Here is a 22,889-nt window from a genome sequence, read left to right on the forward strand (position 1 = left end):
GCCGTATGCTGATCGCGGTTGCTACCTGGATATAGTCAGCTACCCGTTCGAGGCCAGAATTTCGCCATCAGAGATAGCGTGCAAATTCCAATTCCGAGAAATCCGATCCTCTCGCCCCAACTCGGAAATATGAGATCGAACTGGAGTGTGAATATGGCAAATAGCAGCACTGCAATCCCGTACATCATAATCAGATCAACGTCTTCCATACGCGATTGATACTCCGTATTGGGTAAATTTTCAAACAACATTGTGTTTAAATAATTTGGTGTAATCTCCCCCTCTACTCGCTTTTGGAACGGTATCACCATCCCTCGAACGCTGATCGGACGCCGGAAACCGGGCCGAGGACGGAGCGCCGGCATGAGAGACCAAGGGTCGGCCGGATGATCTCCCCGGCGGACTGCCATCGACGCCGGACTCGTGACGCCGTCTACGCCGGGGGATACCGGAGCCGCGGAAATACCCGTAGCAACAGCTACCCGTAGCTTTTCGTGTTTGGCGGTAACATATAACGTAGACGGCTGGTCGATCAATGACCGAGAACACGTCGAACGAATCGACCCACACCGAAGCCGGAGATCGGTCGGTCGATTTCGATCTCGACATCGCCGACCTGAGCTCGCTCACCGGTGATTGCGCTATCGTTCCCTTCGATGCCGACGGGTGCATCGGCGCGTGGAACGCGGGTGCGCATCGCCTCACGGGATACGAGGGGGAGACGATCGTCGGCTCCCATTATCGGACCGTCTTCCCGCCGGACGATCGCGACGACGGCCGGCCGGAACGGTTGCTCGAGCGAGCGAGAGCCGACGGAACCGCCGAGACCGACGGGTGGCGCGTCCGGAGCGACGGGAGTCGGTTCTGGGCTCGCGAGGGGATCGCGGCGGTCCGGGAGGGCGGCGAGGCCGGCGTCCCCGCCGATCGTTCGGACGCCGGTCTCGGTGGGTACGTCTGGTTCGTCCACGACCGAACCGAGGAGCGCGAGCGGATTCGGGACCTTCGGGAGGAGAAGGCCTTCGCCGAACACGTCTTCGAGGCGCAACCGGACATCGTCTACGCGTTCGACGCGACGGGCAATCACCTCGAGTGGAACGATCGGTTGCCGGCGGTGACGGGCTACACCGAGTCGGAACTGGCCGAGATGGCCCCGCTCGAATTCATCGCACCGGACGACCGGGATCGAATCGCCGCGGCGATTCAGCGGATTCTCGAGGAAGACGAGTACGTGACCGCCGAGGCGGACCTCCTGACGAAGGACGGCCGTCGGATCCCCTACGAGTTCAACAGCGCCCGAATCACCGACGACGACGGCACCGTGCTCGGCTTTACCGGGACCGGCCGCGACATCAGCGAGCGCGAGGCCCGCGAGCGCGCGCTTCGGGAGGAGAAAGCGTTCACGGAGAGCATCCTCGAAGCGCAACCGGATCTGCTCTACGCGTACGACGCCGAGGGAAACCTGATCGAGTGGAACGATCAGTTCGAACGCGCGACGGACTACGAACCGGACGAACTCGCGGGCCTCGATCCGCTTACGTTCATCGCACCGGAGGACCGCGAGCACATCGGCGACGCGATCGAGCGCATCCTCGATGACGGCGAGCGCGTCACCGCCGAAGGGAAGATCCTCACGAAAGACGGCCGGCGAATCCCCTACGAGTTCAACAGCGCCCGGATCACCGACGACGACGGTACCGTGCTCGGCTTCACCGGCGTCGGCCGAGACGTTCGCGATCGCAAGGCCCGCGAGCGCGAACTCGAGCGACTGGAACGACTCAATGCGGTTATTCGGACGATCGACGAGACGATGGTCGCGGCCGATACTCGCGACGAAATCGAGACCGCGATCGTTCAGGAGTTCGCGTCGGCCGACGCCTACCGGTTCGCGGTTATCGGTCGAGTCGGTACCGCGGCGACGACCGACGGCGACGCGTGGGAACCCGCGGCCTGGGCGGGAATCGACGCGCAGTCTGCGCCCGTTCTCTCGTCGTTCGTCGATCCGCCGACCGACGCGGACGGCGCGTCGGTCCTTGAAAACCGTTCCGTACAGCGGTATCGGTTCCTCGGCGAGAGTCCGATCGAGGCGTGGCGACACCACGCCGACGAGGAGGAGTACGGCTCCGTCGCCGTCGTTCCGATCGTCGCGATCGATCGATCCCTCGGGGCGCTCGTGATCGCCGCGGACGAGCCGTCGGCCTTCGCCGACCGGGAGCGGGAGGTGCTCCAGGAGTTCGGAGGGACGGTCGGTCACGCGATCAACGCGATGACGCTCCGCCAACTCCTCTATCAGGACACCGTTATCGAACTCGAGTTCGAGTCGACCGATCGGGGCGATGCCTGCATCAGACTCTCGGACGAGCTCGGTTGTACGCTGTCGATCGACCACGTGTTGCCGCTGACGGACGGGGTGTTCGTCTATTATGTCACCGCGTCCGACGCCGACCCCGAGCGCATCCGCGAGGTCGCTCGCGACGACGACGCGTTCACCGAACTGCGGCTCATCGACGACGACGACGAGAGCTACTGGGAGTGCGTCGTCCGCGGATCGACGATCACCGATCACCTCGCGGATTACGGCGCGCGACTGCAGTCGAAAACGATCCGCGACGGCGTCGCGGAGCTGACGGTCCAGGTCAGCCCCAATGCGGACCTTCGCGGACTCGTCGATCGGATCACGTCGACGTACCCCGACAGTCGACTCCGCTCGAAGCAAACGGTCGAGCGCCCGGTCGAGACGCGCGGCGACTTCCGGCGAACCGTCGAGTCGCTGCTGACCGACAAACAGCGCACGGCTCTCGAGGCGGCCTACCACGGTGGCTACTTCGAGTGGCCGACGCGAAACAGCGATGCGTCCGAGATCGCGGACCGACTCGACATCGCCCGACAGACCTTCCACCAGCACCTCAGAGTCGCACAGGCGAAGCTCCTCTCGGCGTATTTCGACACGACCGACTGACGACCACCGTCCGATACCAGAGCATGCTGGTACACTCCTTTCCCCCGCTCGTTGTCTCTATCTGGCAATGAGTACACCCCCATCCGTCGAACTGACGACGGCGCTTGACGTCCTCGCAGCGCCGCGACGGCGATACCTGCTCGCGACGCTGCTCGAGCGCGAGGACACGACTTCGACCGACCGCTCGTCAGCGTCGAAACGGTCGTCGATGGAACGACTCGCGATCGATGTCGCGACCGTGGAACGCGACTGTCCGATCGTTACCGACGAACAGTGTGAGCACGTTCACACGGACTTAATTCACGCCCACGTTCCGCGGCTCGTCGACGCCGGACTCGTGACCCGACGCACAGACGGTGGCGAAACGACCCTCGCCCTCGCGGAGCACCCCGTCTTCGAGTCGGAGTGGGTCCGTTCGCTCCTCGCCGATCCGACCGGCGAAACGCTTCCCGTCGACGAGACGACGGTCGACCGGACCCTCGAGGCCCTTCGCAAGCCGCGTCGCCGAGCCGTCTGTGCCGTCCTCTCGAGGCGGCGCGGAACCGTCTCCGTCACCGATCTCGCCGCGGCGGTCGTCGCGCGAGAGGGCGGCGACGGGACGCGGCTCGTCGACGTCACCGAGGCCGAGTGTTCCACCGTCTCGACGGCGCTCGTCCACGAGCACCTCCCGATACTGTCCGACGCGGGTCTCGTCGAGTACGACGCCGAGGCGGCGCAGGTCGCGCTCGCGACCGACGCACCGCAGTGGCGGATCGACTGGATGACCGAGGGGCCACTCGCCGACGTTGCAGATATCGTCCGCCGATCCACCCGACCGGATCGGCGTTCCGACTCGGGCGGTGCTTCGGACGGGTCGACGACCGAATCGACGGCCGCGGACGCGCCGGTCCCGACGGCGTCAGCGGCGAACGGTGATCGGATGCTGTGGACGCTGGCGCGGCCGCGAGCCGAACGATCCGCCGCCGACGGATCGTCGTCTTCGCGGGAGGTCACGAATCCGCCCGGCGAGTCGTCGGCCGCGAGCGATCCGCACGGCGGGCCGTCGACGTAAACTCCGTGACGCGGTCCCGCGAGCGCTCCCCCGATCACGGAACGAGAAGGAAGACGAACCCGACGTAACCGAGGACGAGAATCGCGCCGTCGACCCGCGTCAGCCGCCGGCCGTACGCCATCAGCCCGATCAGCGCGAGGGTGAACGCGACCATGACGGGGAGTTCGAACCGGAGCGTCGACGGTCGGATCTCGATCGGCGTGATCAACGCCACGACACCCAGCACCGCGAGGATGTTGTAGATGTTCGAACCGACGACGTTGCCCACGGCGAAAGCCGTCTTGCCGCGGACCGCGCCTACGACCGAGGCCGCCAGTTCCGGGAGCGACGTGCCGAGGGCGAGCACGGTCAGCCCGATAACGAGATCCGAGACGCCGAGCGCCGACAGCAGGCTCGTCCCGCCGGCGACGAGCCACCGCGAGCCGACGACGAGCGCGACCAGCCCGCCGACGACGAGCGCGACGTCTCGCACAGACGCACCCGACTCCGCGTCGGGTTCGTCGACCATCGGCGGGGACTCCCCGCTGACGGAGTGCAGAATACCCGCCGTGAATCCCGCGAGGACCAGCAGGAAGACCACTCCCTCGAGGCGACCGATCCGTCCGTTCGCGCCGAGGCCGACCAACAGGATCGCCGCCAGCACCATCACGGGAACGTGCCGCCGGAGCACCCGGTCGCCGATCTGTAACGGTTTGATCAGCGCGGAGATCCCGAGCACCAGTCCGATGTTCGCGATGTTCGAGCCGACGATCGTGCCGAGTCCGATGTCGCTCGAGACGTTCAGCGCGCCGATCGTCGAGACGAACAGTTCCGGCGCGGTCGTCGCGAACGCGATCACCGTCACGCCGACGGTCGCGGCCCGGAGCCCGATCCCCAGCGCCAGCCGCCCCGCGCCCGCGACCAGCAACTCGGCACCACCGTACAACGCGACGATCCCGCCCGCCAGCAAGAGGAGATCGAGCGGGGTTCCGGAGAGCATGGCACCGGCTACTCGAGAGGGGTGTAAAAACGACGCGAAACGGACCGTCGGTCGTGCGTTCAGTCCGTCCGAACGCAGTAGAAGCCAGACCGGTTATGGTCCTGCCGCGTCGAGTGACGGGAAACGATGGCTATGGACGTTTACGGTTTACTCGGCAATCCGGTCGGTCACTCGCTGTCGCCGCTGATGCACGAGGCCGCGTACGACGAACTCGGCCTCGAGGCGCGCTACGTGACCTTCGAGCCCGACGAAGACGATATCGACGACGCGATCCGCGGGGCCGACGCGCTCGGAATCGCGGGGCTCAACGTGACGATCCCGTTCAAACGGGACGCGCTCGAGATCGTCGCGCCGGAGGATCTGGCGACCCGGATCGGCGCGGTCAACACGATCGACTTCTCGGGTTCGGGCCCGCCGACGGGGTACAACACCGACGCCGTCGGCGCGCTGCGCGCGTTGCGCCATCACGACGTCCGAGTCGAGGGTGCGCGCGCGGTCGTCGTCGGCGCCGGCGGTGCCGGCAGGGCGGTCTCCTTCGGACTCGCCGACGCCGGCGCGACGGTCGCGATCGCCAACCGAACCGAGTCGACGGCCCGCGACCTCGCGGCCGAGGTCCCCCGCGCGACCGACCACGGGCTCGGCGAGCTCGACGGACTCGTCGCCGACGCCGACGTGCTGGTCAACGCCACGAGCGTCGGGATGGAATCGGCCGAGACGCCGGTCCCCGCGGACGCGCTCCACGACGAGTTGACCGTCCTCGATGCGGTTTACACCCCGATCGAAACGCGGCTCCTGCGCGATGCGGCCGCCGCCGGGGCGGCGACTATCGACGGCGCGTGGATGTTGCTCTATCAGGGCGTCGAGGCGTTCGAAATCTGGACGGGCCGGGACGCACCCGTCGATGTTATGAATAGAACCCTGCGATCGCGACTGTGAGCCGACGCGGTGTCTGGAGCCGCCGCTGTGACAGTATCAGGCGAATTTAAGTGGTGGAACCCACTACGTCGAGATAATGGCAATCCTCCAGAAGCTGAAGTCCCTGTTGGGGTTCGACGACTCGGAGTCGGAGCGCGGGGGCACTCGAGAGGTCGGGGTAACGGTCGAACGGGAAGGGACGGCGGACGACGGGGCTGCCGTCGACGCGGATCGAGACGAAACGGCCGCCGACGCGAGTGCCGAGCCGACGCAGTCGGCCGCGACCGGCTCGCGGCGGGACGACTCGACGGAACCGTCGGAATCGACGGCGGCGGAGTCGGCCGACACGAGCAACGAGTCGCCCGTCGAAGAGGCCGAACCCGACGCAGCGACGGAGCCCGTGACTGACGGAGAGACCGCCGACAGCGAGTCGACGCTCGAATCGGCAGGGGCCGCCGAGGTCGAGGCCGACACCGAATCCGAGCCGGTCGACGACACCGACTCTGATCCGGACTCGGAGCCGAAAGCGGAGACGGAAACGGAATCCGAACCGGAAACGGAGGTCGAATCCGAGTCGGAAGCGGAACCCGAACCGGAGGCGGAGGCCGAGCCCGAAGCGGCCAACCCGGAACCCGTCGTCGAGATCAAGGGGATCGGACCCGCCTATGCCGACCGCCTCGCCGGCGCGGGCGTCGACACGATCGGCGAACTCGCCGCCGCCGACGCCGCCGAACTGGCCGAACAGACCGACATCTCCGAGACGCGAATCCAGGGCTGGATCGATCGCGCCGAAGTCAGATAACGGACGGCACGTCGCCCGTTACACCTCCCTCGTTCCTCTCTTTCCCACCTCCATCTCCGTTTCACTCTCTTCTGCGAACCGCGCATCTCCGCGTCAATTTCGACCGTTCGCGTCGCCGATTTCTGGGCTGTTCCGCGCCCCCGAAACCGCAAGCTGATTATCCCCGCCCTCCTCTCGAGGGGCATGAGCGATCCGCGCGTCGTGACGACGCTCGACTCGTTTCGCGCCGCCGCTCGCGACCGCGAACCCGGCGGGTCGGCGACGGAACGCGCCGCGCCGTCGCCGACCGCCGGACGCCGCGTCCCCGTCGAAGTTCGCGTGTCCGTCGGCGATCCGTTTCTCGCCTACCGGCGAGCGCGCGGCGGTGACGGCTCCGCCTTCCTCGAGACGACCGGCGGCCAGCCCGGCTGGGGCTACTTCGGCGTCGACCCCGTCGACCGGCTGACCGTCGGTCCCGACGCCGCGACGCGAACCCGCGACTCGGAGCGCTCGCCGACGCTCGCCGCACTCGAGGGGCTGCTCGCGGGCGATCGGCTCGTCCGCGGAAACTGCGACGTGCCCGTTCCCTGCGGGGCCGTCGGCTGGCTCTCCTACGACGTGGCCCGCGAACTCGAGACCCTGCCCGACGCTGCGATCGACGACCGAGGGCTTCCCCGTCTCGAGGTCGCGGTCTACGATCGGTTCGCGGCCTGGGAGGAGCCCGCCGACGGCGACGTAACGCTGCGGATCACGGCCTGTCCGCGGATCGGCGATCGCGACCCCGATTTCGATTCCGACACCGATTCCCAGCGCGACGCGGAACCGACCGACGCCGCCCTCGAGTCGGCCTACGAGCGCGGCCGCGACCGGGCGCTCGAGCTCGCCGAGGCCGTCCGCGACGGCGATCCCGGAATCGGCGACCCGCCGGTCTCGAGCCCGGAAGCGACCTTCGAGAGCGACTGCGGTCGGGAGGCGTTCGCCGACCGCGTGCGACGGGTCAAGGCGCACGTTCGCGAGGGCGACACCTTTCAGGCCAACGTCTCTCAGCGGCTGGTCGCGCCGGCCGCGGTCCACCCCGTCGCGGCCTACGACGCGCTGCGCCGGGTCAACCCGGCGCCCTACTCCTGTCTGCTCGAGTTCCGGGCGGCCGATCTGGTGAGCGCGAGTCCCGAGTTGCTGCTCGAGCGCGAGGGCAATGCCGTTCGGACGGAGCCTATTGCGGGGACTCGACCGCGCGGCGAGACGGCCGAGGCGGACGCCGCGCTCGAGGACGACCTGCTCTCCGACGAGAAGGAACGCGCCGAGCACGCCATGCTGGTCGACCTCGAACGCAACGACCTCGGGAAGGTCTGCGAGTACGGCTCCGTCGCGGTCGAGGAGTACCGCCGGATCGACCGCTACGCCGAGGTGATGCACCTCGTCTCGAACGTGACCGGTCGGTTGCGCGACGACGAGACGCTGGCCGACGCCGTCGCGGCGGTCTTCCCGGGCGGGACGATCACCGGCGCGCCCAAACCGCGGACGATGGAGATCATCGACGAACTCGAGGCGACCCGGCGCGGGCCCTACACGGGCAGCGTCGGCATCTTCGGCTTCGACGGGCGGGCCACGCTCAATATCGTCATCCGGACGCTGGTCCGCCACGCCGAGGAGTATCACCTGCGGGTCGGCGCGGGGATCGTCCACGACTCCGACCCGGTCCGGGAGTACGACGAAACCCTCGACAAGGCTCGCGCGCTCATCACCGCGGTCGACGAGGCGTTAGGCGAGCGGGCCGAACTGGGGCTCGAGGTCGGCGGCGACGGGGTGCCGGCCGACGGCGAGGCGACGCCACTCGACGGCCGGGGCGGCGGTGATTCGAATGACTGAGCGCGCGCCGGTCGACGAGACGCGTATCCTCGTCGTCGACAACTACGATTCGTTCGCGTACAACCTCGTGCAGTACGTGGGAGAGATCGCGGACGACGTCGTGGTCCGGCGCAACGACGCGATCGGTCTTTCCGCCCTCGAGTCGATCGATCCGACCGGCATCGTCGTCTCGCCGGGGCCGGGAACGCCCGAAGCGGCCGGGATCTCGATCCCGCTGTTCGCCGAGACGGAGTACCCGATTCTGGGGGTCTGTCTCGGTCATCAGGCCCTCTGTGCGGCCAACGGCGCGCCGGTCGTCCACGCGCCCGACGTCGTCCACGGCAAGCCCTCGACGATCGAGCACGACGGCGACGGGATCTTCGCCGCGTTGCCGGAGACGTTTCAGGTCGGGCGCTACCACTCGCTGGCGGTCGACCGCGCCGACCTCCCCGATTCGCTGCTCGAGACGGCGCAGACGATCGACGAGCGCGGCGTCCTGATGGGGGTTCGACACCGCGAGCGGCCCCACGTCGGCGTCCAGTTTCACCCCGAGAGCATCCTGACGCGGGGTCACGACGACGCGGCCGGCGGCGACGGCATCTCGTTGCGGGTCGGGAAGCGCATGATCGCCAACTTCTGTCGGTTCGCCGCGGAAGCGACGGCGGCGGAGGAGAGACGGGATGACTGACGGCGACGACCGCTACTACCACGTCGATGGCGAAATCGTTCCCGCGGGCGAGGCGACCGTCAGCGTGGCCGACCGCGGTTTTCGGTACGGCGACGCCGCCTTCGAGACGCTGCGGGCCTACGGCGGTACGATCTTCGCGTGGGAGCGCCACCTCGAGCGCCTCGAGCGAACCTGCGAGGCCCTCTCGCTCGAGCACGGCCTCGCCGCGAGCGACCTCCGGGAGCGGATTTACGAGACGCTCGCGGCGAACGACCTCGCGGACGCCTACGTTCGCCTCTCGATCACGCGCGGCGTCCAGCCGGGTAAACTGACGCCCCGGGCCGACGTCACCCCGACCGTCGTAATCTACGTCAAACCGCTCCCCCGTGGGGGGCTCGGGGGCGAACCCGTCTGGGACGGCCCGGCGACGGTTCAGACGGTCGAGACGCGGCGAGTCCCCGACGAAGCCATTCCGGCAGCGGCGAAGACCCACAACTATCTGAACGGAATCCTCGCACGCGCGGAACTCGATAACGGGGCCGACGAGGCGCTCATGTGCGACCTCGAGGGGCGCGTGTCCGAGGGGGCGACGAGCAACCTGTGGTTCGTCCGCGACGGCGAACTCTTCACGCCGACGATCGACGGTCCCGTCCTGCCGGGGATCACCCGAGCGATCGTCTTCGAACTCGCTCGGAGGGCCGGGCTGTCGGTTCACGAGGGGCGCTACGAGCCGGCCGACGTGCTCGAGGCCGACGAGGCGTTTCTCACGAATCGAACCTGGGAACTGCGGCCGATCGCGACGCTCGACGGGCGGGAGATCGGCGGCGGTCCCGTGACGGACCGACTGTCGCGGCTGTACGACGAGCGCGTCGAGCGCCTGTGTTACGAGTGACGCGCGCGAGACGATCGTCGGCGTCGAAGCGACCACGATAGCGTCCAGCCGGCGAGCGCCGTCGCGCCGAAGGCGATCGCCGCACGGTGGGTCGAATCAGTGAGCACCGCTCCGGCGAGCAGATAACTGCCGGCGAACAGACAGGTCGCGACGGCCGATGCAACGACGGTCCACAACACGTCCCGCGTCCACGGCCGATCCTGCGGCCAGTACGTTTCGTGCGCGTAGGGAACGAGTCCGCCGATCGTCATCAACAGGAGAAATCCGCCGGTGGACTCGTCCCAGTACCACGCGCTTCCGAGCGCGACCACCATCGCGATCGGAACCGCGGTGAGCAGGACCGGCAGGGAGCCCGAGCGTAAATCGTCCGCGTACCGCTCGCGGAGGGTCGGCCGATCGGAAGACATCGATAACTGCTGACTCGAGGCGACAGCACATAAATACGTTCACTCAGATAACAGTTTCGCCCCCCGCTGAGGATCGACGCGCGGCTAGTTGGCGGAAAGACGACGGACGGACGACTCCCGATCGCGGGCGTTCCCGTCAGCGCTCGGGTTCGACGGTCGTTCTATCCGACCCGTCCGACGTGATCGGTGCGTCGATCAGTTCGCGCTCCGTCCCCGACAGCTCGAGGGCGAACTCGCTCCCCAATGCCGACGCCGGCGTCTGGAAGCCCGCGGGAATCCGCTCGCCGCCCTCGAGGACCCGTTCGGCGGCCGTCACCGCGGACTCGGCTGTGAGTGCGTAGGGGTTCGGCGTCCGCAGGCGAGCGCGCGCCCGCCGGCCGGTGGCGTCGGCGGTGACCTCGCCCCAGACGACGGCGCCGCCGGTCGCCAACTGCTGTTCGTCCGGCCCGTCGAGGCGAGCGTCGATCAGCCGCTTCAGCAGCCCCTCGACGCGCCGGCGCTCGAGGAGCCATCCCAGCGAATCGACGGCCGACAGTCCCCTCGTCGCCCACGACGGCGCGGCGGCGTAGACCTCGATCGACTCGATGCCCGTCGTGTGGGCCGCGGTGACGACGTCCCCCCACGGGATCGTGACGGCGTGTTCGGGCCCGTCGCCGAAGTCGATCTCGCGCGTCCGGAAGGCGGTCGGCACCCGGATGAGCCGCCCGTTTCGGCGGACGACGCCGCCGTTGCCGAGGTGCTCGACGAGCGTGTTGGCGGTGCCCCGCGAGAGCCCGCCGCCGCCCTTGATTCCGAGTCGCAACTCGTCGGCCTCGGGGAGTTGTTCCGCGAGAAAGGCCGCCAGGCAGTCCGACGGCACGACGTCGAAGCCGACGCCGGGCAGGAGGATACTGCCCGCCTCGCGAGCCGCGGCGTCGCGCCGGCGGAGTCCCTCGAACACCGGGAACTCGCCCGTGATATCCAGATAGTCCGTGTCCGTCTCGAGGCAAGCCGTAACCAGCGCCTCGGCGGTGTCGACGAACGGGCCAGCACAGTTCAGGACGGCGTCGAACGACGAGAGGTGAGACGCGAGGTCGTCGGACTCGAGATCGAACGTCCGCCCCTCGACGCCGAGTTCGTCGCTCTGCTCGGCGATCGCACGGCCGTCGCGACCGGCGACGGCGGGCGAGCCGCCTCGAGCGACGGCCTCGCGCGCGATCAACCGCCCCGTGTAGCCGTAGGAGCCGTAGATGAGAAGGGAGTCCATAGGCGGCCTTGGGCGGAGAGTGGTTTAAATCTCAGTCAGACGTGTGCTTGCCCGGTGTCGTAACGTTCAGGACCACCGACCGGTAACGGACGCGGTGATGGACGCAGGACGGATCACGGCGTTGTCGGACGTGCCCGACGACTCGACGGTTTGCTTTCGCGTGACCGACGAGTCGGGCGAGGAACGGGAAGCGATTCTCGTCACGAACGGCGTCGCAGCGACGGACGGCGGGGAACGCGCGGAGGACGCGGCGGACGACGAGCCGGTCGCCTGCTGGCTGAACTACTGCCAGCATCTGACGCACATCAAACTGGACAAGGGGTCGGGCGCGCCGATGCGAGACGGCGAACTCATCTGTGCGAACCACGGCGCGTACTTCGAGGCCGATTCCGGCCACTGTACCTACGGTCCCTGCGAGGGCGCCTATCTCACCGACCTCGCGGTGACCGTCTCCGAGGGCGACGTCTACCTGACGGACGAGGAGTACGAGTTCGTCGGTCTCGGCTCGATCGAGAGCGACGACCTCGATCGTGCCTCGAGTTCGAACGTCGAGTTCTAGTCGCTTCTCTCGGCGACCGATGACGGTCCGGGGGACGATTAAACCGGTGGCGTAGAATCGAATAGTCTCCGTGTGACTGTGCGCAGCCTATCGGTGATTCTGGGAGAGGCCGTCCGGAGTGACCAGATCCCGTTCCTGATCGTACTCGAGCAGGCCGGCGTCGACCAGCCGCGGGAGGTGATCGTGGTAGAGCGAGAGATAGACTTCCTGGACCTGTTCGGCCGGAATGTCCGCGACGTTGTCTCCCGTTTCGCGGATCGCCACCTCCTCGGCCGCGTCCGGCAGCGTCAGTTCCTCGCCGTAGGTGTGCAGGACCGACAGGAGGAGTCGCCGACGCTGATCGGCGAGGAGTGCGAACGCGTCGTCGAGCGTTTCGGCCGATGCGTCGGGTGCGTCGTCCTCGTCGAGCCAGTCGAACGCTGCCCGTACGAACTCGACGGGATCTCGCTCCGGGTGGGATCTGGAAGTCATGTGTGCTCCGTGCCGCGCCGTCCTCGGGCGAACGTGAGGGAAACCGACCGATAGGCGTTTCACCGGCCCGCGACGCCGCCGTCCGCTCGAGGGTTCCTATCGGGTTCTCGCCTGCACCCTAAATATTAGTGTCGAATCCGGCTGACAATTGTCACTCTCACTGGACAATCGGGAGCCGGTGACAGTCGGGGATCTCATTCGATCGTGAACGTCGGCTCGTCGACGGACTCGCTCTTGCAGTCGGGACACCGCGAGGGCAGGTTCAGGAGGTCGTCGTAGTCGTCGAACCCGCAGTCGCGACACGTCGGCGGCGCGACGAGCAACTGCTCGTCCGATCCGTCGACCGACTTCGAGACGTGTTCGACGTGGCGGACTATCGCGTGCGGCGTCAGATCGAGTCGAACGGCCAGCTCGCTGGGCGTCGCCGGCTCCTCGCGGAGCGCGTCGGCGAGTTTCTGCCGCGTCGTTTCGTCGGCCTCGCGCATACGTCTGCTCAACGGCGCTCGCGCTTTTATACTATCGGACGAGAATCACCGACGCTCGGTCGCGAGACCGGCCCGGATCTTATGAAAGGACAAGTGACTTAGACCCCGCAGGTGAACACCGGCCCATGAAGGCCGTCGTCCTTGCAGGCGGGTACGCGACGCGAATGTGGCCGATTACCAAACATCGGCCGAAGATGTTCCTCCCGATCGGCGAGTCGACCGTCATCGATCGCATCTTCGCTGAACTCGAGGCGGACGACCGGATCGACGAGGTCTACGTCAGCACGAATCAGCGCTTCGCACCCGACTTCGAGGCCCACCTCGCGGACAGCGAGTTCGACAAGCCCAGACTCTCGGTCGAGGACACGACCGAGGAAGACGACAAGTTCGGCGTCGTCGGGGCGCTCGCACAACTGATCGACCGCGAGAACGTCGACGACGATCTCCTGGTCATCGCCGGCGACAACCTGATCAGCTTCGACGTCGCCGACTTCCTCGATTATTTCGAAGACCACGACGCCCCCACCCTCGCCGCCTACGACGTCGGCTCCCGCGAGAAAGCGAAATCCTACGGTCTGGTCGAGATCGAGGGCGATCGCGTCGTCGACTTTCAGGAGAAACCCGACGATCCCAAGAGCACGCTCGTCTCGATCGCCTGCTACGCGTTCCCCCGCCAGTCGCTGGATCTGCTCCCGACCTACCTCGAGGACGGCAACAACCCCGACGAGCCGGGCTGGTTCGTCCAGTGGCTGCAAAACCGCGAGGCCACCTACGCCTACACCTTCGAGGGCGCGTGGTACGACATCGGTACCCCCGAGAGCTATCTCGACGCCGTCTCCTGGCACCTCGACGGCGAGTCGCTCGTCGCCGACTCGGTGACGCTCGAGGACACGACGCTCGGCGAGAACGTCCACGTCATGGACGGCGCAACGCTCGAGGGAACGTCCCTCGAACACGCGGTGATCTTCCCGAACGCGACGGTTCGAAACGGCGACATCCGCCGCTCGATCATCGATCAGGGGACCCACCTCGAGGATCTCGACCTCGCCGGGGCGCTCATCGGCGCTCACACGACGATCACGAACGGCGCGGATCGATAACGCCGTCTTCGGGCGCACCGACGTCGGCGATACAGCTATCAGTCCCCCGTATGATATGTGTGGTGAGACGCATGTGTCCCGACCAGGCGGTCCGGACGGTCCTCGAGGCGTACGCCGACGGCGTGCCCCACGCGGAACTCGCGCGAGACTTTCTCGAATATCGGCGCTGGAGCGGCGACGAGCCGCTGTTGCTCGTCGCCGAGGCCGCCGCCGCGTCGACCGGTCAGGGCTTCGTCGACGGGATCAAACCGACCGTCGAGCGATTTCGCGACGCGTTCGTCGCGACCGATCGGGTCGACTCGTTCGCGGCGCTGGCCGCTCTCGACCGCGATGACGAGGCCCTCGTCGCGGCGCTGGGCGCACAACGAAAGCGCGATGTCCTCCTCGAGATCGCTCGCGCCCTCGCGGACCGGCCGGAAGCGGACGATCTCGCGGCGCTCGTGGGATGGGCCGCGACGGCCGACCACTACCGCTACGACGAGGAGCCGATCGGCTCGATCTCCGGCGTCGGTCTCGCGACGTTTCAGTACCTGCGCCAGCTCGCCGGCGTCGATACGCCCAGACCGGATCCGTCGGTCGAACGGCTGCTCTCGGACGTCGACGACGATCTCGAGGACTCGCCGATCGACACGTCGACGAACCGTCGAACGATCGCCTCCTGCGAGTGGCTCGCGTTCGTCTCCGACTACGGCCCCCTCGAGATCGATCGGATCGCGTGGTGGACGGCCACCGAGCCGGCGGATCGCGAGGCGATTCTCGAGGCCGCCCGCAACTAGCGTACTAGTTACTGCATCCTCGAACGGTTCTCGACCGCTCGCGGTACTAGTACTGAATTGTTCAGTACAGACAATCTATGTAGCACTTCGGACTGGCCAACCGACGTGCAGTGGCGCGCGCTGTCGGCCGGCCGAGTGGTAGCGAGGGCGGCCGACGATATTGCGCGAGGGATGAGTGAGCGAGTACCGCGAGCGAACGAATCGGTTGGGGAGGACGTGGCGATTCCCTGTTGCCAGGGTAGCGGGGAACTTCTTCCATCAAACTCAGTACCGAGTATCCTGCCCAGTGCTCATCTGAGCAGTACAGCTGTATCGCCGGCTCGTCACCGGAGTCACTCCACAGAACCAGTCACTGACGCATTCGACCGCCGTGAGATCCGCTGCCCCCGAGGCTGTTTTCCGCCCCGTGGCTGATTCACTCGAGGGGATCAGTCCGCTCGTCCGGGTGACTCCGTCTCGGAGAAACGGCACCATGACACGTCACGCGAGATGGTCCGAACCCCCTAGCTTTACCCGGTTCCGGACGACTGCTCGCCTATGCACCGTCCGGAACGTTGCGTTCGAACGGCGGATTCGAAGCCGTCGGCGACGACGGGTCGGCTGTCCGTCGCGCCCGCCCCTCCAGCGAGCGGCGACGAGACGCGACCGTCGGTGACGGCCGCGGGTGATCCCGCGTGATCGCTGATCGAGATCGCCTTGCGTCGACCGAGACCCGCGAGGTCGCACTCGAGTGCCTCGAGGTCGGGATCGAGGCCGGCCATCCGCGAACGGTCGTCCGCGACGCCGTCGCGCTCGAGGGGGAGACCCTCCGCGTCGCGGACGCGACCTACGACCTCGGCGAGTACGAGGAACTCGTCGTCCTCGGCGGCGGCAATGCAGCGGCCCACGTCGCCGTCGCGCTCGAGACGATTCTGGGCGATCGGATCGACGGCGGCGTGGTCGTGACGGACGACCCGGCGGAAACCGAGCGCGTCGCGGTTCGCGAAGGCGACCATCCCGTCCCGAGCGAGCGCGGCGTCGACGGAACGCGGGACGTGCTCGAGGCGGCCGACGCGGCGACCGAATCGACCCTCGTGCTGGCGGCGATCACCGGCGGCGGCAGCGCGCTCATGCCCGCACCGGCCGGGGACGTCTCGCTCGAGGCCCTTCGGACGACGACCGACGCCCTGCTCGCGAGCGGGGCCGACATCGGCGAGATCAACGCGGTCCGCAAGCACCTCTCGGCGCTGAAGGGCGGTCGACTGGCTCGCCGCGCCGCGCCCGGGACGGTCGCCGCGCTGATCCTGAGCGACGTCGTCGGGAACGATCCGAGCGTCATCGCGAGCGGCCCCGTCGCGCCCGACGAGTCGACGTTCGACGACGCGCTCGCGGTCCTCGAGCGGTACGGGATCGACGCGCCAGAGGCCGTTGCCAGTCACCTCGAGCGCGGCGCGGCCGGCGAAATCGCCGAGACGCCGGGTCCCGACGACCCCGTCTTCGACTCCGTCTCGAATCACGTCGTCGCCGACGGGATGACGGTGATCGAAGCGGCCCGGGACGCGGCGGCCGAACGTGGATACGAACCGCTCGTGCTCTCCTCGCGCGTTCGCGGCGAGGCCCGCGAGGCGGCGACGACCCACGTCGCCATCGCGGAGGAAGTGCGGGCCACCGGCACCCCCGTCTCACCGCCGGCCGTGCTCCTCTCGGGCGGCGAGACGACGGTGACGGTCCGGGGCGACGGGACGGGCGGGCCGAACCAGGAGTTCGCGACGAGCGCGGCGCTCGAACTCGAAGACGGCGGAGACGAGAACGAAAACGAGGGGGGAATCACGATCGCCGCGGTCGACACCGACGGGATCGACGGCGCGACCGACGCGGCCGGCGCAGTGGTCGACGAGACGACCGTCGAGGACCCCGAAACAGCGCGGGAAGCCCTCGCAGAAAACGACGCGTATCCGTACCTCGAGTCACGGAACGGGTTGATTTTCACGGGGCCGACCGGGACGAACCTGAACGATCTGCGGGTGCTGGTCGTCGGCGAGTAGCTCAGTTCCAGGGTTCCGCGTCCACCGTGAGCGCGTCGATCACGCGGCAGGCGTTCTTCGAGAACGTGCGTCGCAGCAGATCCTCCGAGACGTCGAGGGTGAGGATCTCCATGACCGCGACGTTGGGGTGGCAGGCGGGCGCGCCGCTCCCGAAGAACACCCGGTCGGGATGTTCGCGGAGCGCGCGCTCGAGTTGCTCGCGATACCGGACGAAACTCGTCTCGAGGTAGCAGTCGTCGTACTCGTCGAGCAGGTCGATCATCTCGCCCATCAGCGAGCGGTTCAGGGGGTGACCGCCGAAGCGACCGACGACGACGGGGAACGAGCGCTCGAGGAGGGTCTCGGCGAGCGTCTCGGGTGGCGCGTCGACGCCGCCGCGGACGATCACCGGCAGGTCGACGTCCTCGAGCGCCGCGAGGACGTCTTCGTCGGGGTAGTCGTCGTTCCCGGGGTCGAGGACGAACCCGTGGAAGCGGTCGTCGTACGCGTACTTCTCGACGTCGCTCGGGGACGTGTGACGGTCCTCGCGACGGCTGACGGCGTTGCGGAGCCGCCCGGTCGCGTTCCGGCCCGGGGTCTGACTCCCGTTGATTCGAGCGAAGGCCACGAACGGCCGATCGACGCTGCGCCTGGCGACGCCGTTGTTCGGCGCGACGTAGCTCGTTTCCGGCCGCGACGGGGGGTAGACGACCGAGCCGGTGATCCCCGCCTGGTGCATCTCTCGCTCGAGTCGATCGGCCGTAATCGTTCGGCTCGGGGGCCCCCCGCTGCCGCCGGCCGTCGGCAGCCGCGTCGCGACGTCGACGACGCGAAACCCGTGTTCCAGCTCCAGCATTCACGGGTGTGTTCCGAGTCGACCCATATTTCCCTACCGGCTCCCGCCGCCACCGGCCTGTCGACGGTTCACACGCGCAATCGCCAGACGGAGCGGCGGTAGGAGGGAAAGAATTATATAGAAGTGCTGACGACATGGTTAGTGAGGAACAACGATGGCACAACAGCGACGCATGGGTGGGCAGCCCATGTTCATTATGAGCGAGGATAGTCAGCGAACGCAGGGCCGGGACGCGCAGTCGTCCAACATCATGGCCGGCAAGGCCGTGGCCGAGTCGGTACGGACCACACTCGGACCCCGCGGCATGGACAAGATGCTCGTCGACTCCGGCGGGGACGTCGTCATCACCAACGATGGCGCGACCATTCTCAACGAGATGGATATCGAACACCCCGCGGCTCAGATGATCGTCGAGGTCGCCGACTCCCAGGAGGAAGAAGTCGGTGACGGGACGACGACCGCCGCGGTGCTCGCCGGCAACCTGCTCGGCGAGGCCGAGGATCTCATCGAGCAGGACGTCCACGCGACGACCATCGTCGAGGGCTACCACGAAGCCAGCGAGATCGCCCTCGAGGCGATCGCCGAGCAGGTCAACGAGGCCGACGTCGACGACGAAATCCTCCGGCAGGTCGCCGAATCGTGTATGACCGGCAAGGGAACCGGCGGTCTCACGGCCGAATCGCTGGCCGAGACGGTCGTCGAAGCGATCCGTCACGTCGACACCGACGAGGGCGTCGCACGCGACAACATCACCGTCCACACGCAGGTCGGTGCCTCCTCGAACGCGACCGAACTCGTCCCCGGCATCATCGTCGACGAGGAACCGGTCCACGACGGGATGCCCACCGAGATCGAGAACGCGTCGATCGCGATTCTGGACGTCGAACTCGGCGTCCGAACCGGCGACGTCGACGCCGAGTACGCCATCGACTCGATCGACCAGCTCAACGCCGCCATCGACGCCGAGGAGGGCGAACTCGAGGGCTACGCCCAGACCGTCGCCGAGAGCGGGGCGGACGTCGTCTTCACCACCGAGGACGTCAACGACCGCGTCGCCAACTCCCTCGCCAACGAGGGCATCCTCGTCTTCGAGGGCCTCGGCGACAGCGACGCCCGACAGGTCGCCTCCGCGACCGGCGCTCGCCGCGTCGGCGCGCTCGAGGACCTCGAGGACGCCGACTTCGGCTCCGCCGACCGGATCCACACCGAGAGCTTCGGCGACGACGATCTCGCGTTCGTCGAGGGCGGCGCGGCCGCCGAGACGGTCACCGTCTTCGTCCGCGGCGGGACCGAACACATCGTCGACGAACTCGAGCGAGCCATCGGCGACGCGCTCGACGTCGTCGCGACGGCGCTGGAATCCGGCGAAGTCGTTCCCGGCGCCGGCGCGACCGAGATCGCGATCGCGGACAAGATCCGCGAGGAAGCCGCCGGCATCGAGGGGCGCAAGCAACTCGCCGTGACGGCTTTCGCCGACGCGGTCGACATCGTCCCCCGAACGCTCGCAGCTAACACCGGCCGCGACCCCATCGACGTCCTCGTGGACCTCCGTGCCGCCCACGAGTCGGAGGGCCGAGCCGGTCTGATCACCAGCGGTGACGAAGTCACGATCGACGACCCCTTCGAGTACGGCGTCATCGACCCCGCCGACGTCAAGCGCGAAGCCGTCGAGAGCGCGACCGAAGCCGCGACGATGATCGCCCGGATCGACGACGTCATCGCCGCCGAATAACGTCGCTGTTCGCGACAGCCATTTCCGCTCGCTTTTTACGGTTCCCGTCGCCGGAGCACTGACTATTACCATCGGCCAGCAGTGTTAAGTGTTAACACGTGTGACCTAGGACTATTATGTCCGGAACAACCCCGCGAGAGAGCCTGACGCCGATCGGGACGACGAGCGACCGGACGATCTACTACGACGATGACCGAGGGACCTATCACACGTGGTGTGAGGTCGGCACATACGAGCCGGTGAGCACGGCCCTGCTCATGACCGTCTCATCGATCTTCGGCGTCGAACCGGACGATCTCGAGGCGCTCTCGGAGTGCGTCGAGCCGGACGCGTTGAACGCGCTGTTCATCCACTGGCGGGGCGACGAGCCCCGCGTCGGTGACGGCTCTATCTCCTTTACGTTCTCGCAGTGTTCCGTGACCGTGCGTTCGGACGGCGAGATCGTCATCGACCCGACGCGACAGCAGGTTACATCGGCTGACGATTGACGGCTACGCCGGCGAACGACTGACCGGGACGACTCGAGTTGCGGATCGCGGTCACCGTTCGGTCAGTCGCTGCCGTCCTCGGCCGCCTCGAGGACGACCCGATCGCCGGACTCGAGGCCGAATGCGTCGTCGCCGCGGCCCCGGTTCACGTCGAGTTCGACGTAGCCGTGGCTGCCGACGGTCGCCAATCGTTCCCCGGCGGGGACGGCCGCGAACGTCGCTCCGACCGGGACGGACCGGCTGTTGGCCAGGATCCGCTCTCGACCGTCGAGAGCCGATCCGGGAACGTTCGTGATGACGTTCCCGAACCCGTCGACGACCAGCACCTCGCCGATCGCTCGCTCGCCCTCGAGCTCGGCCGCCGGAAGCTTGAGGTCGACGGTCACAGTGCCGGGCTCGAGCCACTCGAGCGAACCGAGCGAGTCGATCTCTGCGTCGTGAACCGCGGCGGCGGCGGGGGCGAAGACGTCCCGGCCGTGGAACGTGGTACTCCGGGCCGTCGACGGCCGCTCGCTCGAGTCGGCCGTCGAGTCCGCCGGCGTCGTCGGTTCGACGGGGCCGAGCTCCCGCTCGTCGATCAGCGCGGTCTCGAGCCCCTCCTCGCCGGCGAGTCGCCGAGCGGCGGGGAGCAAGACGCCGTTATCAGGCCCGACGAGCGCGTGGTCGCCGGCGCGAACGACCAGCGCGTTCCGGTCGGTGCCGACGCCCGGATCGACGACCACGAGGTGCGTCGCGGGCGGAAAATACGGCAACACCTCTCGGAGCCAGACGGCCGCCGTTCGAACGTCCTGCCGGGGGAAATCATGGGCGACGTCGACCAGTCTGGCGTCCGTTCGCTGCAGTATCACTCCTTTCATCGCCGCGGGGTACGGCGTGCCGAAGTCCGACGAGAGCGTGATCATGATCGTGACTCTGAGACGGACTGTTGTAAGTCATTTCCGTCGCAACCGCGAACCGTCTTGCGGTTGCTCCGAGCCATCGGTACAACGGACCGTCTGAATCGCCGAGTCGACTCAGTCGCCGTTCGAGTCCGAATCGCTGACCATCTGGATCCGCTCGATACCGTCCATCTCGCCGACGACCTCGACGACGGCTTCGGGGACGAGCGACTCCCAGTCGCCGCCCGTTATCATCCGCTGGCGGACCTCGGATCCCTCGAGCACGTCGCGGTTGAACATCGGCGACTGACGGATCTCGATGTCGGCCTCCCGAAAGAGCTGAATGACGAGCGGGTTGTTCGAGTAGGCCACGTCGAAGTCCGGACTCATGCTCTGGACGTGACTCACCCACACCGAGTTCCGTTCCAGATCCTCGATCGGAACGGCGTAGGTCACGAGATCGAAGTCGACCAGCGACTTCGTGATCATCATGATCCGCTCGCCCGCGGTAAACGGGTTTCGGACCGTGTGGGAATCGTCGGCGCTCCCGATCCCGAGGACGAGCTCGTCGACGTCGTTCGCGATCTCCTCGACCATGCTCCGGTGGCCGTTGTGGAACGGCTGAAAACGACCGATGTAGAACCCCCGGGTCATGCCGGACACTGCTCGGGCACGGCGCTTAAGCGTGGCGAGTTTTCGCACGAATCGGCGCGGTCCGAGTCGCGGCCGGTCGCGCCGACCACAGCCCGTTTTAACCCGCCCGCAATTACCACGATTGGTGACTGGTCTCGTAACCGTATATTCCGCGCCAGTTAAAAATGTATTAAATATCCGGTAGCTATCGCTTGATTCGGCTCGTCGACCGCTGTCGCTCCCGGTATCAGCGACTGACAGCATCCTCCGCATGGAGAAAGTATATCAGTCGCAATCCCTTCGAATCAGGTACTGAACAGAGTTCTATGAGTAACGATACGAACGTTGACGACCCTCCCGAAGACGCCCCCGACGCTGCTCCCGAGGAGGACCAGCCCGCGGAGCAGCCCGAGCGTCAGGGAGATCAGTCGCCGCTCGAGGAGGACGGCGACCGTCGTCCCGACGTCGACGATCCGATGGACGAGTTCGAGCCGTCGTCCGACGAGGCGGAGGGAGACGACATCGAGACCGTCGAGGACCTGGGGAGCACGGTCGAGGTCGATCCCGGCGTCGAGGTCGACGAGGAGATCGCCGAGGACGACCTGCTGGGCGGTCTGAAGATCGACTCGACGGAGGACATCGAAGTCCCCGATCGACTCGTCGATCAGGTCATCGGTCAGGACGAGGCACGAGACATAATTATCAAGGCGGCGAAGCAGCGCCGTCACGTCATGATGATCGGCTCGCCGGGGACCGGCAAGTCGATGCTGGCGAAGGCGATGAGCCAACTGCTGCCCAAGGAGGATCTCCAGGACGTCTTAGTCTACCACAATCCGGACGACGGCAACGAGCCGAAGGTCCGAACCGTCCCCGCGGGGAAGGGTGAACAGATCATCGACGCGCACAAGGAGGAAGCCCGCAAGCGCAACCAGATGCGCTCGATCCTGATGTGGATCATCATCGCGGTCGTCCTCGGGTACGCGATCCTGGCGGGCGGGCAGCTCCTGCTCGGCATCCTCGCGGCGGGGATCATCTGGCTGATCTTCCGCTACACCTCCCGGGGCAGCGACGCGATGGTGCCGAACATGATCGTCAACAACGGCGAGCAGCGCGTCGCGCCCTTCGAGGACGCGACCGGTGCCCACGCCGGCGCCTTGCTGGGCGAC

23 protein-coding genes are annotated in these 22,889 nt (G+C 67.2%); 14 read left to right on the forward strand and 9 right to left on the reverse strand.

Features of this window, described 5'->3' with window-relative positions:
- Nucleotides 1–35: 35 nt before the first annotated feature.
- Nucleotides 36–209, reverse strand: coding sequence for a hypothetical protein (locus tag AC0QDI_RS21490; RefSeq protein ID WP_474671691.1), 174 nt, complete (start codon nucleotides 207–209; stop codon nucleotides 36–38).
- Nucleotides 210–535: 326 nt separating this feature from the next.
- Here AC0QDI_RS21490 and AC0QDI_RS21495 point away from each other — a divergent pair, with 326 nt between their 5' ends.
- Complete coding sequence (locus tag AC0QDI_RS21495) at nucleotides 536–2,956, forward strand: PAS domain S-box protein (protein ID WP_474671693.1); 2,421 nt, start codon at nucleotides 536–538, stop codon at nucleotides 2,954–2,956.
- Between the two features lie 67 nt (nucleotides 2,957–3,023).
- Nucleotides 3,024–4,007 (forward strand): DUF7344 domain-containing protein, encoded by a 984-nt coding sequence (locus AC0QDI_RS21500; RefSeq protein WP_474671695.1) that lies wholly within the window; start codon nucleotides 3,024–3,026, stop codon nucleotides 4,005–4,007.
- Between the two features lie 34 nt (nucleotides 4,008–4,041).
- Here the strand turns inward: AC0QDI_RS21500 and AC0QDI_RS21505 are convergent, their stop codons facing one another.
- Entirely contained in the window at nucleotides 4,042–4,986 is a 945-nt protein-coding gene (locus AC0QDI_RS21505; protein ID WP_474671697.1) for a calcium/sodium antiporter, read from the reverse strand.
- Between the two features lie 132 nt (nucleotides 4,987–5,118).
- On the opposite strand from AC0QDI_RS21505, the gene AC0QDI_RS21510 reads away from it, so the two are divergent.
- The 5 genes from AC0QDI_RS21510 (at nucleotide 5,119) to AC0QDI_RS21530 (ending at nucleotide 10,089) form a co-directional block, all read left to right on the forward strand.
- Complete coding sequence (locus AC0QDI_RS21510) at nucleotides 5,119–5,922, forward strand: shikimate dehydrogenase (protein ID WP_474671699.1); 804 nt, start codon at nucleotides 5,119–5,121, stop codon at nucleotides 5,920–5,922.
- Between the two features lie 76 nt (nucleotides 5,923–5,998).
- Entirely contained in the window at nucleotides 5,999–6,703 is a 705-nt protein-coding gene (locus AC0QDI_RS21515) for a helix-hairpin-helix domain-containing protein (protein WP_474671701.1), read from the forward strand.
- Between the two features lie 183 nt (nucleotides 6,704–6,886).
- Complete coding sequence (pabB, locus tag AC0QDI_RS21520; protein ID WP_474671703.1) at nucleotides 6,887–8,551, forward strand: aminodeoxychorismate synthase, component I; 1,665 nt, start codon at nucleotides 6,887–6,889, stop codon at nucleotides 8,549–8,551.
- Nucleotides 8,544–9,218 (forward strand): anthranilate synthase component II, encoded by a 675-nt coding sequence (locus tag AC0QDI_RS21525; protein ID WP_474671705.1) that lies wholly within the window; start codon nucleotides 8,544–8,546, stop codon nucleotides 9,216–9,218. Before pabB ends, AC0QDI_RS21525 begins: the two co-directional genes overlap by 8 nt.
- The gene (locus AC0QDI_RS21530) at nucleotides 9,211–10,089 is read left to right on the forward strand and encodes an aminotransferase class IV (RefSeq protein ID WP_474671707.1); all 879 of its coding nucleotides are present in this window, start codon (nucleotides 9,211–9,213) and stop codon (nucleotides 10,087–10,089) included. The genes AC0QDI_RS21525 and AC0QDI_RS21530 overlap by 8 nt, the downstream gene beginning before the upstream one ends.
- Here the strand turns inward: AC0QDI_RS21530 and AC0QDI_RS21535 are convergent.
- The gene (locus tag AC0QDI_RS21535; protein WP_474671709.1) at nucleotides 10,080–10,496 is read right to left on the reverse strand and encodes a hypothetical protein; all 417 of its coding nucleotides are present in this window, start codon (nucleotides 10,494–10,496) and stop codon (nucleotides 10,080–10,082) included. The two genes, AC0QDI_RS21530 and AC0QDI_RS21535, sit on opposite strands and share 10 nt — an antisense overlap.
- A gap of 136 nt (nucleotides 10,497–10,632) precedes the next feature.
- A complete protein-coding gene (locus tag AC0QDI_RS21540) occupies nucleotides 10,633–11,742 on the reverse strand; it encodes a saccharopine dehydrogenase family protein (protein ID WP_474671711.1) in 1,110 nt (369 codons plus the stop codon).
- 97 nt (nucleotides 11,743–11,839) lie between these two features.
- On the opposite strand from AC0QDI_RS21540, the gene AC0QDI_RS21545 reads away from it, so the two are divergent.
- Nucleotides 11,840–12,301, forward strand: a complete 462-nt coding sequence (locus AC0QDI_RS21545) for a Rieske (2Fe-2S) protein (RefSeq protein WP_474671713.1) — start codon at nucleotides 11,840–11,842, stop codon at nucleotides 12,299–12,301.
- Between the two features lie 87 nt (nucleotides 12,302–12,388).
- Here the strand turns inward: AC0QDI_RS21545 and AC0QDI_RS21550 are convergent, their stop codons facing one another.
- On the reverse strand, nucleotides 12,389–12,772 hold the full coding sequence (locus AC0QDI_RS21550; protein WP_474671715.1) for a DUF7344 domain-containing protein: 384 nt from the start codon (nucleotides 12,770–12,772) through the stop codon (nucleotides 12,389–12,391).
- 194 nt (nucleotides 12,773–12,966) lie between these two features.
- Nucleotides 12,967–13,257, reverse strand: a complete 291-nt coding sequence (locus tag AC0QDI_RS21555; RefSeq protein ID WP_474671717.1) for a transcriptional regulator — start codon at nucleotides 13,255–13,257, stop codon at nucleotides 12,967–12,969.
- A 125-nt stretch (nucleotides 13,258–13,382) separates the two neighbouring features.
- On the opposite strand from AC0QDI_RS21555, the gene AC0QDI_RS21560 reads away from it, so the two are divergent.
- The 3 genes from AC0QDI_RS21560 (at nucleotide 13,383) to AC0QDI_RS21570 (ending at nucleotide 17,157) form a co-directional block, all read left to right on the forward strand.
- Entirely contained in the window at nucleotides 13,383–14,357 is a 975-nt protein-coding gene (locus AC0QDI_RS21560) for a nucleotidyltransferase family protein (RefSeq protein WP_474671719.1), read from the forward strand.
- A 71-nt stretch (nucleotides 14,358–14,428) separates the two neighbouring features.
- Nucleotides 14,429–15,133 carry a hypothetical protein gene (locus AC0QDI_RS21565; protein WP_474671721.1) on the forward strand — a complete coding sequence of 235 codons (705 nt, stop codon included), beginning with the start codon at nucleotides 14,429–14,431 and terminating at the stop codon, nucleotides 15,131–15,133.
- 674 nt (nucleotides 15,134–15,807) lie between these two features.
- A complete protein-coding gene (locus AC0QDI_RS21570) occupies nucleotides 15,808–17,157 on the forward strand; it encodes a glycerate kinase type-2 family protein (protein ID WP_474671723.1) in 1,350 nt (449 codons plus the stop codon).
- Nucleotide 17,158: 1 nt separating this feature from the next.
- Here AC0QDI_RS21570 and AC0QDI_RS21575 read toward each other — a convergent pair whose 3' ends face one another.
- On the reverse strand, nucleotides 17,159–17,992 hold the full coding sequence (locus AC0QDI_RS21575) for an amidohydrolase family protein (protein WP_474671725.1): 834 nt from the start codon (nucleotides 17,990–17,992) through the stop codon (nucleotides 17,159–17,161).
- A gap of 187 nt (nucleotides 17,993–18,179) precedes the next feature.
- Here AC0QDI_RS21575 and thsA point away from each other — a divergent pair, with 187 nt between their 5' ends.
- Together thsA and AC0QDI_RS21585 are read left to right on the forward strand one after the other, a co-directional pair.
- Nucleotides 18,180–19,724, forward strand: coding sequence for a thermosome subunit alpha (gene thsA, locus AC0QDI_RS21580; protein WP_474671739.1), 1,545 nt, complete (start codon nucleotides 18,180–18,182; stop codon nucleotides 19,722–19,724).
- 116 nt (nucleotides 19,725–19,840) lie between these two features.
- Nucleotides 19,841–20,212 carry a HalOD1 output domain-containing protein gene (locus AC0QDI_RS21585; protein ID WP_474671727.1) on the forward strand — a complete coding sequence of 124 codons (372 nt, stop codon included), beginning with the start codon at nucleotides 19,841–19,843 and terminating at the stop codon, nucleotides 20,210–20,212.
- Between the two features lie 62 nt (nucleotides 20,213–20,274).
- Here AC0QDI_RS21585 and AC0QDI_RS21590 read toward each other — a convergent pair whose 3' ends face one another.
- Nucleotides 20,275–21,114: an SAM hydrolase/SAM-dependent halogenase family protein gene (locus AC0QDI_RS21590; protein WP_474671729.1), complete on the reverse strand. Its 840-nt coding sequence runs from the start codon at nucleotides 21,112–21,114 to the stop codon at nucleotides 20,275–20,277.
- A 111-nt stretch (nucleotides 21,115–21,225) separates the two neighbouring features.
- Nucleotides 21,226–21,744: a nicotinamide-nucleotide adenylyltransferase gene (locus AC0QDI_RS21595; RefSeq protein WP_474671731.1), complete on the reverse strand. Its 519-nt coding sequence runs from the start codon at nucleotides 21,742–21,744 to the stop codon at nucleotides 21,226–21,228.
- A 305-nt stretch (nucleotides 21,745–22,049) separates the two neighbouring features.
- Between AC0QDI_RS21595 and AC0QDI_RS21600 the strand changes: the two genes are divergently transcribed.
- Nucleotides 22,050–22,889 (forward strand): ATP-binding protein (locus AC0QDI_RS21600; RefSeq protein WP_474671733.1); only part of this gene is annotated, 840 nt, incomplete at its 3' end.

Source organism: Natrinema sp. LJW11 (assembly GCF_056135975.1).